This is a genomic window from Vreelandella sp. H-I2 (assembly GCF_052959335.1).
Genome location: NZ_JBRAMC010000005.1, coordinates 272,642 through 286,861 on the forward strand (window position 1 = coordinate 272,642; position 14,220 = coordinate 286,861).

Consider the following 14,220-nt stretch of genomic DNA (forward strand, 5'->3'; position numbering starts at 1 on the left):
TTGAGCAATCCATGCTGTTGTTAACCCCGGTTATTAATAGCCGGTCATTTCCAGGTAGCCCTCGCCAAGCGGTTCGCCGCTGGCGCGGTCGTTGACCACCACTTCGCCCTCCCAGTAGGGTACGCTGGTGGTCATCCAGCGGTTGGCGTAGGGCGCTTCGACGCTGACATCTACATCGACTGACGGCACTTCCAAACGCCAGCGGGTAGGAATATCCCGCCCGGCCACGGCAGAGGTGGCTAGCGGCGTCATGGTTATATCCGCGTTGGTCAGTGATGTGGTTTGGCCTCGGGGCGTTATCCAGGTGCCGGAGCGATAGTTACTTGCTTCCTCGCCGGCACCGCCGCCGCGTAGTTGAAACGCCATCAGCTTGTGACCGTCATCAAGGTGAATCGAGAACCAGTCCCAGCCGGATTGGCGGGCGTTCAATAGTTGGCTGCTCCACTCACGATCCAGCCAACCGCGCCCGCTGACCGTTTTGGTCTCGCCGTGAAGGGTGACTTCGCCGGTTATCTGCCAGAAGGGTTGGCTGTAGTACATGGACCCCTGGCCATTAGTGGCTTTCTGGCTAAAGCCCGCTTCGCCGTGCAGCACTAGTGGGCCCTCAGCGGTAAGTGTCAATGAATAGCCAAAACGTGATGCACCTTCGCCGCTGTAAGCGGTTAGCGTGAGGTGATTAAAATCGCTGCTATCGGCTTCTTCACTTGCTTTAAGCTGCCAATCATCCAACCAGGCATAAAAGGGGCTAGCGGTGGCGCCTGCCTGGCTTTGCTGAGGAGTGATCGCTTCTGCCTGTGAATGGCTGCGCCCGAAACGCTCGGCCACCTGGTGCTGCTCGCCTTGGGAAATCGCCATATGGGCCATCCAGAGTTGATCTGCCGCCCAAGGGGTAGGGGCGGGGCGCTCGCTGGGTGGCATCAGCGCTTGGCGAAAGAGCGTCCACTGAAGGCCAAGTGGCTCACCGTCGGTATCCTCCAGATTCGCGGTCAAGTACCACCACTCGATACGGTAATCAGGGTGGGCGGCGTGATCCGTAGGGAACGTCAGCCGTTGGTTGGGCTCAGCGTGCTGGAAGCCATCGGCGTCCTGGCCCAAACCGGCGAAGCCAGCCTTACTCGTCGTTGGCTGTTCTCCAGAACCACAGCCGCTTAGGTTCAGGGCTGTGATGAGGATTAGCAGTCTGATTAGGCTCATTGGTTGGCCTCTTCCGCCAGTAGCGTGCGCGGGGAGGTACGCCAGAAGCGCAGCGCTGGCAGTGCTGCAGAAAGTAGCGCCACAGTGACCGCGGTCGCCAGCGTAAGGGCCATTTTCCAGGGAAATAGATAGAGCGGCAGTCGCCAGCCGAAGGCGGCTACGTTGATGATGGCGACCAATCCCCATGTAATGGCAATGCCCAGCGGAAGCGCCAGTAAGCCGGTCACTAAGGCCGCGCCCCCCAGCTGTGCCAAGCTGAGTTGGGCAAGCTTAGACCGAGAAATACCCAGCGCCCAAAGCGGTGCCAACTGTTGGCGCCGGCTGCGTGCCTGTGAGAGTAGGCTGGCCAACAGGGCCAGTGCGGCGACCCCAAGGGTCAACACATTAAGTGCGCGGGTGATCGTAAAGGTACGCTCAAAAATCTCGGTGGCGATACGTTTGATCTCGCGCTGGTCGCTCAGCGCATCGCGGCTTAGCTTAAAACGCGCGCTAAGGGCGTTTCGCAGCGCTTCCACATCGGCGTTATCATGCAGCACCACGCCCATCGAGCCAGGCGGCGCATCAAATCGCCTGGCAAGCTGGGGCGATGCCATGAGCACCTGGCCACTGGGGTTGCCATAGTCGGGGTAAACGGCTGCGATAAGCAGTGTGGCATTGGCACCTGGGGCGTTAACGGTTAGCTGGTCTCCAGGAGAAAGGTTCTCAGCAGTGGCGAGTTGCTCGTTAACGAACACAGCACCATTTTCAAAGGCTGCCCAGGCAGCATGACGGCCTTGCTGGGTTGCCAGCAAGGGCCAGTGCGGCGTTAATGATTCGCCTGGGGTAATGCCGTAAAGCTCGATAGGTGAGCCTAGTGAGCGGCTGCCTTCGGGAGTGGTGATACGCGCTAAGGTAGCATCACTACGACGGGTAAGTAGGCGTTCTGCCACCTCTGGCCGCCCGGCCAGCCAGGCATCAATTGCTTCATATTGCTCGGCGGGTGCGTTTACATAGAGCGGGGCGACAAGGCGTTGGTCAAGCCAGTCCAGAAAGGTGAGGCGAAAGCCACCGACCATACTGCCGACGCCCAAGTTGGTGGCAAGCGCAATGAGTAGTGCCATCATGGCGAGCGAAAGTTTGGGCAACTGAAGCTGCATATCCGCCACTGCCCATTGTATAAGTGGGCGCCGCCGGGCAAGGTGCGTCAGCGCTTTCAGTACCAGCGCTAATAAAGGCGGCAACCACAGGGCGCTGGCCAGCAGCAGCGCGGCAATCAGCCCAAAGCCGGCCACTAGGCCATCGCCAGGGGGCTGAAAGCGCAGCCAGCCGTAAATTGCTAGTGCCACACTCATGGCGAGTATGCCGCCGATATTCATTAGCGATAATTGGCGGCGGTAACCGCTGCGCCAAGCCTGCATCTGACCTAACTCCAATATGTTTAAGCGAGCGGCGCGCCATAGCACACTGCTGCCCGCCAGCAGCAGCCCTCCAAGACTAACCGCAAGCCCACCGATCCAATAATGCCAGGGCAGGTTAAGCTCTTGCCCGAGGCTTGCGCCATATAGTGAGCCCAGGGTTGCCGCGACATCGGGCAGTAGCAGTCGTGCCAGCCATACGCCGCTGGCAATACCAGCAAGCGCCCCGATTAGGCCGAACAGGAGCAGCTCTAAGCTGAGAGCTAGCACTAAAATGCGCCCTGATACACCCAGCACTCGCAGGGTACGCAGCATGCCCAGGCGTTGCTCTAACGTTAGGCCTAGCGCTGCTTGAACGATGAATAGCCCCACGACCCAGGCAAGTAGCCCCAGCGCGGTAAGGTTCAGGTGAAAGCTTTCAGTCAGTTGGCCAGGGGAGGCAAGCGTGGTGGCGCGGGTAAGCGTTAATCCCTGGGGCGCTTCAGTCAGTATCCCCGGGGCGGTAACGATGCGCGTAATCTCGTCGCCGCTTTCAAGCAACCGCGCTGCGGCGGCAATATCCATGATCAGCGTGCCTGGCGGTAGCGCTGGCGCTAAAACGAGCGGCGGGAGTGTCTTGCCATCTGACAAGGTCGGGGTGGCAGCCGATGTATTTTCGCGCGTTATCCCTAGGGCTTCCAAGGCGTCAGGCGCGACGCGTGTTTGCCATGGGGGTGTTAGAAAGTTGCTTAACGATTCGGAGGTGTTGGCTTGAGCCAGCGCGTTATCGCTGGAAAGGGTCAGTGGGTCAATGCCGATCAGAGTGAGCCGGGTGCCAGCTTGGGTAACGACTTCACCCTCTAGCATGGGCGAAACGGGCAAGCCTGCTTGGCGCAGGGCGTGATACTCGGCGCGGTTAAGCGGTGTGCCATCGCGCCGCTCAAGTTGATCCAGCTGGGTGTCAAACAGCGCATCGGCGCGAGCATAGCTGTCCCGCGCGGTAGCGTTGATCGCTTGGATGCCACTCCATAGGGCGCTAGCTACCCAAAGGCCGAGTAGCAACATCATCAGTTGGCCGGGATGGCGCCGGTAGTGGCTAAGCAGCGTGGATAGCACCCGGGTCATAGTGCCGCTTCGAGTAGATGACCATGGCTCAGGCGTAGGCAGTGATCAAGCGGTGCCGCTACTTGCGGGCTATGGGTGACGACCAGCAACGCGCACTGGGTTTCGTGAACAAGGCTCACGAGCAGTTCAAGCACTTCGCCCGCGGTGGTTTCATCCAAATTGCCAGTAGGTTCATCGGCCAGCAGCAGAGACGGGCGCGGCGCCAAGGCGCGGCCAATGGCTAAGCGTTGCTGTTGGCCACCGGAGAGCTGTTCTGGATGTTGTTTTTCAAGTCCTTTAAGCCCTAGCCTTTCAATGAGGTAGGCTGACCATTCGGCATCGTCACGCTTGGCTAAACGCGCCTGTAAGCGAAGATTGTCGATTACCGTTAGGCTGGGGACTAAATGAAACTGCTGGAAGACTAAACCCAATTGCTCGCGGCGTAGCTTGGCGCGGGTGGGCTCGGGGAGTGCCGCGATGTTCTGGCCTTCGAGAGTAATGACACCTTGGTCTGGAAGATCTAGTCCGGCGGCAAGGTGCAGAAGGGTGGATTTTCCGCTGCCTGATTCTCCCATCAGCGCTAGGCTTTGTCCTGCGGCCAAGCGCAGGGAGACATTATCGAGTACCCGCAGCGGACCTTGGGGGGTCGCATAGGTTTTATGTACTTGATGAAGTTCCAGCATGGGCTGCTCTGGTGCTCTGATGCTCTTAGGCGGTGCTAACCGCACACGCAGCAGGCTAATCGTTAATAGGTATAATAGATGCGCCGCGTTCGCCATATACAGCTATCCCGCCGCGTCCTGTACGCTTAATGAAATACATGCTTTTATCGGCTGCATCAATAAGTTCATCGGCACTTCCAAACCCGCCGTCCTCCAAACAGGCAATGCCGATGGAGACTGAGACATGAATCGACTCTTGGTCATTGTGGGCCATCGGGGTTCTTTCCAGGCGTTGGGCGATGCGTCTAGCGAACACAAGGGCTGCTGTGGCGTTTTCATCGGGGAGAATGATCAAAAATTCCTCGCCACCCCAGCGTCCAGCCAAGTCACCTTCACGAATTAACGCTTGCAGCGTTTTGCCAAAATTTTCGAGAACGAGATCACCCACCTGATGTCCGTATTGATCGTTCAGTTTTTTAAAGTGGTCAAGATCAATAAATACCACGGACATAATGCGAGACTGCTCCTGGCAAAGAACAAAACGTTTGTGTAGCTTTTCTTCGAGCCAAGCCCGGTTTGCGAGGCCGGTTAGCGCGTCTGTACGTGAGCGCTCTTCTAACTCATCCTGCCGTTGGCGCAGCGAGACGAGTTCAGCGTGTTGTGCATCAAGGCGTGCATTGAGCTGTAGTGTTTGCCGAAACAAAAGCTGCTGCGCCTCGGCAAGCAGTGATTCGTTATCCTGCAGAGGTGGCGCAGCCATTTGCAGCATGTCGGCTAGCGCTGGTAACTGTTGCTGAATATTTTCTAATAATTGCCCTAAAGAGAATGAGTGAGCGCCCTCATAGGTTTGAAATTCTCTTATCACAGCGACTAATGACTGGGCCGGGTGCGAAGAGAGCCAGGCATCGGCGATGGGCCCCGATAACTGGATACACAGTATGTCTGTAGCGGCCATGTTGTATTCGCCATGGCTATCACAGATACGCTGAGCGAGCGGTGTTGGCACTCCCCACTTAGCCGCAAGCCAAGCGCCGACTTGAGAGTGATCGCAGCCAAAGAGTCGTTGCTCAGATTCTGATAGCTGTCGATGAGACAATGCGGCTTCAAGATATAAATCAGTGCTTTCTTTCGGGTAGGTGGCACGTAAAGCCATAATCCCTATGTCTTGGAGTAACGCTGCCGTAAACACAGGGCCCGCCATATCCGGGCAAAGATGGATGGCAAGGTATCGTGCTGCTAAAGAGGCGATGATGGAGCGCATCCAAATACGTTGATAATGAGCGTCTATGCCTTTGTTTTGAAGAAGGCTGAAACTCATCACTGCTGCCAGGGTAGCGTCTAACCCCAAGCGAGTAGTGGCTTCCTGACACGAATGTACTTTGGTATGTGTATGCGAGAAGAAGGCGCTGTTGGCAAGCGTAATTATCCGCATGGTCAAGGCAGGATCACGCTCAATGGCGCTGGCAAAGTCGTTAACCGAAGGTTGCTCAGTGCGCGCTATTTTTAATACGTTGATAGCGACGGAAGGTAAAGTAGGCAAGGTCGGACACTGGAGCAGGTCAGCTACCAAAAATGTAGGTAATTCAGTCGTTAAGATTAATTCTTTTGAATTGTCCTTTGCCTTGATGACCTGCATTACTTTCTCCTAAATCTTATGGGCTTGCAGCAACAGCCTTAAGCCATTCCCTGGCATTTGTTTTTTAGGTGTTGGAGATATTCAAACGTTCGTATCAAGTGATCATAGGCGACTTATAGAGAAAATACTTGTATATGGCTCAAACTATTTTGCTATAGCAAGCCTTAAAAATACTAGCAAGCCTTAAAAATACTCTAATCGGTTTAGCTTTGTAAGATATTTCTTACAAATATACAGGAGGATGACTATGCAGGTGTCTATTAGCTAGGTAGCTATAAGCTATGCAAGGCTATGCAGCTAAAGGCTAATGTATTGTGTCTTTTTTTATTTTTATATAACTACCATACTAGTCATATCAGATAAGTAGCCAAAGGAATTGTCGAAGTACCATGAAGATAAACTTGCAAGCGAGGTGGCAGAGTACAAACAGTGATGTGTCGGTGCGCCAACGTCTTAATGACGTATTGCGGCAAGCGATCATTCGTATGGAGCTGGCACCAGGGCAGGCGCTTTCTGAAAAAGAGATTGCAGATTTATTTGCTGTTAGCCGCCAACCAGTGAGAGAGGCATTTATTCGGCTTTCTGAGTCAGGCTTGGTGGAAGTTCGTCCCCAAAGGGGCACCTATGTTGTGCGTATTTCGCGCCAAGCAGTGCTAGAGGCACGATTTATTCGTGAGTCACTGGAAGTAGCCATTGCTTTAGAGGCAGCTAAATTCACGCTTCCATCTAGCGTATTAATGGAGCTCAACGAGCTTATTGAGCGTCAGCGCAGCTGTATTGAGCGTCAAGATCATGACCGTTTTTTCTTTCTTGATGAGACGTTTCATCGAACCTTGGCAATTTCTACGGGGCAAACCATGGCATGGAACGTGATCGAAGATGTTAAAGCACAGTTGGATAGGGTGCGGTATTTGAGTATTCCTGACTCCACACCTATCCCTAAATTGGCCGATCAGCATCAGGCCATAGTGGATGCGATTTCTGCTGCGGATACTGAGGCGGCGGAGCAGGCAATGATTCATCACCAGCGTGAAATACTTCACTCGCTGCCTGAATTAGAGCGCCGCTTTCCGGAGTTGTTTGAAAATGTAGGTGTGGGCACTCCTGGCTATCTATAAAACCTGCAAGTCAGAGCAACAACGCAACATAGGTCGCATGACGAAAGTCCAGTCAGAGCTGGCTGGTGAATTACCAACAACAAATGAATGTCTTTAGGAGCCTAAAATGAAACTCACAACATTACTTCCTGCTCTTGCACTGGTGGCCGCAAGCCATTCGGCTCACGCCGCTTACCAACTTAATGTCTCAATAGCGCTAAGCCCTCAAGACCCTATTGCTCAGGCAATGGATAATGCTAAACAGGCGATTGCGGAGCGCTCAGAGGGGGAGTTGACCATTCAGATTTTCCCTAATAGCCAGCTTGGTTCTGACGAAGACGTGATCGAGCAGATCCGCAGCGGTGCCAATATCGCTATCTTAGTCGATGCTGGTCGCCTGTCGGAGTATCAACCCGAATTGGGCATCTTGAGCGCTCCTTATTTAGTGGAAGATCATCGTGACTATGGCCAAATCACCACCTCTCCGCTTTACCTGGATTGGGTCGAGGGGCTGGCAGAAACCAGCGGTTTGCGGCTGCTCAACTATAACTGGTTTCAGGGGTCACGGCAGATGCTGACCCAAAATGAAGTAAACACACCAGAGGACTTAAACGGCGTGCGAGTGCGCACGATTAACTCCCCTGTCTGGGTGAAAACCATTGAAGCGATGGGCGCCACTCCAACGCCGCTACCTTGGTCAGAAGTTTATTCGGCGCTACAGCTAGGTTCGATCGATGGAGCCGAAGCGCAGCTAACCGCTGCCGAGGGTCAAAACTTGCATGAAGTTATTACTCACGTGGCACTAACCAATCATATTCATCTGATGACCGGTATTGCGACTTCTGAACAGTGGTACCAGGCGTTACCCGATGAGTTGCGCTCAATTCTTGATGAAGAACTACTCAATGCCGGTGATGCTGCGAGCCAAGCGACGGCAGACGCCCAAGATTCGGTGCGCGAGCGGATGGAAGCGGCAGGCGTTACGTTTTCTGAGGTAGATATGCAAGTGTTCCGCGATCGAGTAGGCAGCGTCTACGAAGAGCTAGGTTACGACCAGTACCGTGACCAATTGCTTTCTGGAGAGTGAGCCTCAGCCCCTGCCCATTAGGGTGGGGGCTTCTACCTTTTTCTCTTTTGCTATTAGGTAACTATCCAGATGCTCTTATAGGGCGAGGAATTTGTATGTGGCATTGGTACGATAAAGGTGAGGAGTGGCTGGCTATTATGCTACTCGGTGGTACCTCTCTCACCATGTTAGCTAGTTCAACGGCTAGAGCAATAGGAAATCCATTTGCAGGTGGCGCTGAGCTTGCGCAGTTTTTATTCATATGGACCGCTGTATTAGGGGCTGACATTACCCTGCGCCACGGTGGCCAGGTGCGAATTGATGCGCTCGTGATTCGTTTACCAATTAAATGGCAGCGCCTTATTACTAGCCTGTGTATTGGAATGATGATGCTCTTTCTAGCTCTTTTAACCTGGTATGGCTTTGCTTTAGCCGCCTCAAACTGGCAGCGTCCGATGGGAGTGGCAGGGCTTAGCTATGGGTATATCACTTTAGCTCTTCCTGTTGGTGCCCTATTGATGATGCTCTCAATGATTCGCCGTGTGTTCACTAACGGCATTATCGGAAGTTTGGTTGCTGACGATGAGGACATTGTGGAGGAGGCGTTATGACCGCTGCTTTACTGCTCGGGTTCGGTTTGCTTCTGATGGCGATTGGTATGCCTGTTGCCTTTGCCATTGGCATTGCGGGGTTCTCTTACTTTTTATTGCCCGAAACGTTTTTACCGACAGGTATTGCTGTCCAGCGCATTGTGTCCTCAACGCAATCATTTCCGCTATTGGCTGTTCCGTTGTTTATATTTATCGGCCATCTGATGAATGCTAGTGGTATCACCCCACGTCTGGTCCACCTTTCTACACTATTAGCGGGATGGATGAGCGGTGGCTTAGCCCAAGCAAGTATTGTTTTAAGCACTCTAATGGGTGGGGTATCAGGTTCAGCAGTAGCGGATGCCGCGATGCAATCCCGCGTGCTGGGTAAAAGCATGGTTGAGGGAGGTTACTCGCCTGGATTTACAGGCGCAGTGCTCTCTATCGGGGGGTTGATTACCGCGACTATTCCACCCAGCATTGGTTTGATCCTCTATGGCTACTTGGGTGAAGTGTCGATTGGCCGTCTATTTATTGCGGGGTTAGTACCGGGTTTTCTATTAATGGTCGCGTTAATGGTGACCACGTACATCGTGGCTAAGCGCCGTGGCTACCAGCCAGTCAGACAGCATCTTCCTACTGGTAGTGAAGTGCTTAAGGCCTTACGAAGCAGTATCTGGGCAATCCTGTTTCCCGTATGGCTCTTGGTGGGCATTCGCTATGGGCTTTTTACCCCCTCTGAAGCGGGAGCTTTTGCCGTTGCTTATGCCTTGTTGGTGGGCTGCGTAATACACCGAGTAATGGGTATTAAAGAGATACTTAATGCCATGCGTGCCAGCGTAAGGGATATTGGCATGATCATGCTCATTATTATGTTCTCAGGCATTATTGGTTATGTTGTCTCTTTTGAAAGGGTGCCACAAACAATTGCTGAACTAACGCTAGGCGTATTTTCTAGCCACATAACACTGCTACTTGCAGTGGCTGTAATACTTGTTTTACTAGGTATGCTGTTAGAAGCCACTGTTGTCGTAATGTTGTTAACGCCCATCCTTGTTCCCGTTATTAAAGCTGCCGGTGTTGATCCTGTTCACTTTGGACTGCTAATGATGACACTTGTGACTTTTGGGGGAATGACACCACCCGTGGGCATATCTATGTATACCGTCTGCGGCATTTTGCGCTGCTCTTTTTACGATTATAGCCGTGAATTACTGCCTTTTTCTGTTGCTGTATTTATTGTCGTTCTGGGCATTCTTTTCTTTCCCAACATAGTGCTGTTTTTACCCAACTTACTGCTTGGTTAAATTGCCTGTAACACTCAAATGACAAAGGAGCGAAGATGAAATTTAACGATAAGGTTGAGTTTATGGGTAAAGACTTCCTTCTGGAAAACGAAGCAGCCCGTCGGCTTTATCATGAGCACGCGTCTATTATGCCGATTTGCGATTATCACTCGCACCTAGATCCAGGCGAAATAGCTAATAATATCCAGTTCGATAATTTAACTCAGCTATGGCTAAAAGGGGATCACTATAAATGGCGTGCAATGCGCTGCGCAGGCATCGCTGAACAGCGTATAACAGGAGATGTCAGTGATCGGGAGCGCTTTCAAGCATGGGCAGAAACCGTACCCGATTGCCTAGGTAATCCGCTTTATCACTGGACGCATCTCGAGCTTAAAAAACCGTTGGGAATAGACAATATCCTGCTTTCGTCAGATACCGCCGAGGAAGTCTGGCGGGAGTCTCAGCATCGGTTGGCAACGCCTCAGCTTAGTGCTCAGGGTATGTTGGAAAGCTTTAACGTACGTACTATTTGTACTACGGATGATCCCGCCGACAGCTTGGAAATACATCAAAGGCACTCAAAAGCTGGGGCTGGACCTACCATGTTACCGACGTTTCGTGCCGATTCAGTCTTGAAAATAGAGCAGCCTGGCTTTGTCGACTACCTTGCTACGCTTGAAGTGGCCAGTGGTGTGACGATACAGCGCTACGATGATTTGCTAGCGGCACTGTTCCAGCGTCTCGAACATTTCGGGAGTTTAGGCTGCTGCCTTTCTGATCATAGCCTCGAAAAGCCTGTTTTTGTTGAGCCTCCTGCTGTTCATGAGTTGGATCGGATACTCGACCGCAGAAGGCGCGGAAAAGAAATGTCCAGCGCTGAGGCGTATGGCTTTACCACCGCGGTATTGCTATGGCTCGGCAAAGAGTATGCCCGTCGGGGCTGGGTGATGCAGCTTCATATTGGCGCTTTGCGCGATTTAAGCCAGCGTGGTCGACGGGAAATAGGCGCTAACAGTGGTTTCGATGCCATTGGTGATGTCACTTACGCAGAACCCTTAGCGGCGTTGCTGGACGCGCTCGATAGTCAGCATCAACTACCACGAACAGTGCTTTACAACCTCAACTCTCGTGATAACGAAATGTTGGCCGGGCTTGCAGGTTCCTTTCAAGGCGATGGAATTCCAGGGAAAGTGCAGTTTGGAGCCGCCTGGTGGTTTAACGATCAGCGTGATGGTATGGAGCGGCAGTTAACTACTCAGATGCAATTCGGGCTGTTGCGGCATTTTGTGGGCATGCTGACGGACTCTCGCAGTCTCCTATCGTTTTCTCGTCATGAGTATTTCCGACGTATTTTCTGCCAAATGCTAGGCGCACAAATTGAGCGTGGTGAATTGCCCCGAGATCTGGATCGTGTTGGGGAGCTGGTTCGCGCGGTGTGTTACCACAACGTACAGCGCTACCTTTTCGAGCGTTAATTTCTTCTTACTTCTTGTGATGGATTTACCATGATCATTAGCGATGCTTATTTAATCGTAACGTCCCCCGGCCGAAATTTTGTCACGCTAAAAATTGTTACCGAATCAGGAGTGTATGGAATTGGCGATGCTACTTTAAACGGCCGCGAGCTGGCGGTAGTCGCTTACCTGGAAGAGCATGTATTACCGTCATTGATTGGACGTGATGCTAGCCGTATTGAAGATATTTGGCACTTTCTTTATCGCGGTGCTTACTGGCGGCGGGGGCCAGTAACGATGACGGCGATCGCAGCAGTAGATGTAGCGCTATGGGACATCAAGGCCAAGGTGGCAGGTATGCCACTTTATCAACTCCTGGGCGGTAAAAGCCGGGACCGGGTCATGGTGTATGGCCATGCAACGGGGCGTGATATCGAAGCGTGCCTGGAAGAGGTCGCCCGCCATGTGAAGGAAGGTTATAAAGCGGTGCGCGTTCAAGCCGGCGTGCCGGGTATTGCCAGCATCTATGGTGTCGCCAAAAAAGATGGCGAGCCTTATGAGCCTGCTGATGCCGAGTTGCCTGCTGAGCATGTTTGGAGTACCAGTAAGTACTTAAACCATGTACCTAAGCTGTTTGCCGCGGTACGGGAACGCTTTGGCGACGACCTGCACGTGCTGCACGATGTTCATCACCGCCTTACCCCCATTGAAGCCGCCCGTTTAGGCAAAGAAGTTGAGCCCTATCATCTATTTTGGCTCGAGGACTGCGTGCCTGCTGAAAACCAGGAGGCGTTTGGGCTTATCCGTCAACACACCACCACGCCCCTGGCCGTTGGTGAAGTCTTTAACAGCCTGTTTGACGCCAAAACATTGATTGAGAATCAGTGGATCGACTATATACGCGCTACCTTGACCCACGCCGGTGGTATTACTCATGTGCGCCGAATTGCCGATTTAGCAGGTCTTTATCATGTGCGTACCGGTTTTCACGGGCCGACGGATCTTTCGCCCGTGTGCCTGGGAGCAGCGATTCATTTTGATACTTGGGTACCCAACTTCGGTATTCAGGAGTATATGCCCCATACCAACGCGACGGATGAGGTCTTTCCTCACGATTATCGGTTTGAGGATGGGCACTTCATTGTGGGTGAAAATCCTGGGCATGGTGTCGACATCGATGAAGGCTTAGCCAAGCAATATCCCTATAAGCGGGCCAGCCTACCGGTCAATCGGTTGGAAGATGGCACCTTGTGGCACTGGTAGGAGCGATTGATGCCAAACGTTAAGCTGATCTCATTCTCAAGCAAGCAAAATAGCCAGATAGCGATCGTCCACTTGGGCTTAGGCGCTTTTCACCGCGCCCACCAAGCAGTCTATTTAGAACGTTACCGTCAGCGCAGCGGTGATGATACGTGGGGCGTATGCAGCGCTAATTTACGTTCTAGCGTTGGCTTAGTCGACGGGCTGCGTGCGGCAGGTCATTGCTACCATGTGGCCGAGTACGCCGATAGCGAAAGCATCACGCTACGTGAAATTGGCGTTATTGAAGAGACGCTATTCTCGGGCCGTGATGGCGCGGACGAAGGTATGGATAGCTGGGGCCGAGACCGAGAGGCGCTACTGGCGCGAATGGCCTCTGAGGATACCCGTGTTGTTACCTTAACAGTCACTGAGAAGGGCTACTTTTTAAACCCCGCGAGCGGTGAGTTAAAAGTCGATGACCCGATGATCATCGGTGATATTGCCTCACCCCAACAGCCGCGAACGGCCCCAGGATTATTGGTAGAAGCGTTGGCTCGGCGGCATGAAGCAGGCATTGCCCCCTTTACCGTGCTCTCTTGCGACAATATGCCAGATAACGGTAAGCGGACACGCCAGGCGGTGGTGCAACTGGCCGAGCATCGAAACGCAGCATTGGCCAGTTGGATTGCCAGAGAAGTGGCGTTTCCCTGCAGCATGGTGGATCGCATCGTCCCTGCGATGACCGACGCCGACTTTGAGCGCTTAGCGGTATTGGGTGTTTCCGATCCAAACGCCGTGGTATGCGAAGCGTTCACACAGTGGGTGGTTGAAGATAACTTCCCCCAGGGTCGGCCTGATTGGGAAGCTGAGGGTGTTGAGATGGTGGCAGATGTGGCGCCATTTGAAACCATGAAACTGAGAATGCTCAATGGTAGCCACTCCTTGCTTGCCTATCTTGGCGCGCTTGCAGGTATCGAAACGGTTTATGACGGCATCAATCACGTCGAGCTTCGGGCGCTATTGCGCCGATATATGCTTGAAGAAGCGGCGCCTACACTTGAGATGCCCGGGGGAATCGATTTAGGCGCTTATGCTGACTCGCTGCTGGCACGCTTTGCCAATGACAGTTTGCGTCATCGTCTGCAGCAGATCGCTATGGATGGTAGCCAAAAGCTTCCACAGCGCTGGCTTTCCGGCGCGCTGGAACGTAGTGCCGCTGGTCAAACTTCGCCCTGCGTGGCGTTGGGGATGGCGGCCTGGATTCGCTATACCGCGGGTCAAGACCTTCAAGACAATAGTTACCCCGTGGATGATCCACTAGCCAAGCGCTTTGCGGAGCTGCACCAGAAGCATGGTAGCGATCCCAGCGCGCTGGTAGCGGCCTATATAGCCATGGACGATGTGGTGCCTAACGCATTGGCACAAGACGAAGCCTTTGCGCAGGCAGTGCTGGCGGCATATCAAGCACTAAGCCATGGTGGATTGAGTGAAGCACTAGCGGCGCTATAGTTCT

At 53.1% G+C, this 14,220-nt stretch carries 11 protein-coding genes; 7 read left to right on the forward strand and 4 right to left on the reverse strand.

All coding sequences use genetic code 11. The annotated features are described in order from the left end of the window. Nucleotides 1-33: 33 nt before the first annotated feature. From ACUVOF_RS14400 to ACUVOF_RS14415, 4 genes are read right to left on the reverse strand one after another with little or no spacing between them, the layout of a single operon-like run. On the reverse strand, nucleotides 34-1,194 hold the full coding sequence (locus ACUVOF_RS14400; protein ID WP_447045030.1) for a lipocalin-like domain-containing protein: 1,161 nt from the start codon (nucleotides 1,192-1,194) through the stop codon (nucleotides 34-36). After that, on the reverse strand, nucleotides 1,191-3,692 hold the full coding sequence (locus ACUVOF_RS14405; protein ID WP_447045031.1) for an FtsX-like permease family protein: 2,502 nt from the start codon (nucleotides 3,690-3,692) through the stop codon (nucleotides 1,191-1,193). The genes ACUVOF_RS14400 and ACUVOF_RS14405 overlap by 4 nt, the downstream gene beginning before the upstream one ends. Further along, complete coding sequence (locus ACUVOF_RS14410) at nucleotides 3,689-4,354, reverse strand: ABC transporter ATP-binding protein (protein WP_447045032.1); 666 nt, start codon at nucleotides 4,352-4,354, stop codon at nucleotides 3,689-3,691. Before ACUVOF_RS14410 ends, ACUVOF_RS14405 begins: the two co-directional genes overlap by 4 nt. Before the next feature lie 55 nt (nucleotides 4,355-4,409). Continuing rightward, a complete protein-coding gene (locus ACUVOF_RS14415) occupies nucleotides 4,410-5,969 on the reverse strand; it encodes a sensor domain-containing diguanylate cyclase (protein WP_447045033.1) in 1,560 nt (519 codons plus the stop codon). Between the two features lie 389 nt (nucleotides 5,970-6,358). Here ACUVOF_RS14415 and ACUVOF_RS14420 point away from each other — a divergent pair, with 389 nt between their 5' ends. From ACUVOF_RS14420 to ACUVOF_RS14450, 7 genes are all read left to right on the forward strand, one after another. Further along, complete coding sequence (locus ACUVOF_RS14420; RefSeq protein WP_447045034.1) at nucleotides 6,359-7,087, forward strand: GntR family transcriptional regulator; 729 nt, start codon at nucleotides 6,359-6,361, stop codon at nucleotides 7,085-7,087. Nucleotides 7,088-7,193: 106 nt separating this feature from the next. Beyond that, nucleotides 7,194-8,153: a C4-dicarboxylate TRAP transporter substrate-binding protein gene (locus ACUVOF_RS14425; protein ID WP_447045035.1), complete on the forward strand. Its 960-nt coding sequence runs from the start codon at nucleotides 7,194-7,196 to the stop codon at nucleotides 8,151-8,153. A gap of 95 nt (nucleotides 8,154-8,248) precedes the next feature. Further along, nucleotides 8,249-8,743: a TRAP transporter small permease gene (locus ACUVOF_RS14430; RefSeq protein ID WP_447045036.1), complete on the forward strand. Its 495-nt coding sequence runs from the start codon at nucleotides 8,249-8,251 to the stop codon at nucleotides 8,741-8,743. After that, a complete protein-coding gene (locus tag ACUVOF_RS14435) occupies nucleotides 8,740-10,029 on the forward strand; it encodes a TRAP transporter large permease (protein WP_113268295.1) in 1,290 nt (429 codons plus the stop codon). Before ACUVOF_RS14430 ends, ACUVOF_RS14435 begins: the two co-directional genes overlap by 4 nt. 35 nt (nucleotides 10,030-10,064) lie before the next feature. After that, complete coding sequence (uxaC, locus tag ACUVOF_RS14440; protein ID WP_447045037.1) at nucleotides 10,065-11,486, forward strand: glucuronate isomerase; 1,422 nt, start codon at nucleotides 10,065-10,067, stop codon at nucleotides 11,484-11,486. A 30-nt stretch (nucleotides 11,487-11,516) separates the two neighbouring features. Continuing rightward, the gene (gene manD, locus ACUVOF_RS14445; protein WP_447045038.1) at nucleotides 11,517-12,728 is read left to right on the forward strand and encodes a D-mannonate dehydratase ManD; all 1,212 of its coding nucleotides are present in this window, start codon (nucleotides 11,517-11,519) and stop codon (nucleotides 12,726-12,728) included. A gap of 9 nt (nucleotides 12,729-12,737) precedes the next feature. Beyond that, on the forward strand, nucleotides 12,738-14,216 hold the full coding sequence (locus tag ACUVOF_RS14450; RefSeq protein ID WP_447045039.1) for a mannitol dehydrogenase family protein: 1,479 nt from the start codon (nucleotides 12,738-12,740) through the stop codon (nucleotides 14,214-14,216). The last annotated feature ends 4 nt before the right edge of the window (nucleotides 14,217-14,220 follow it).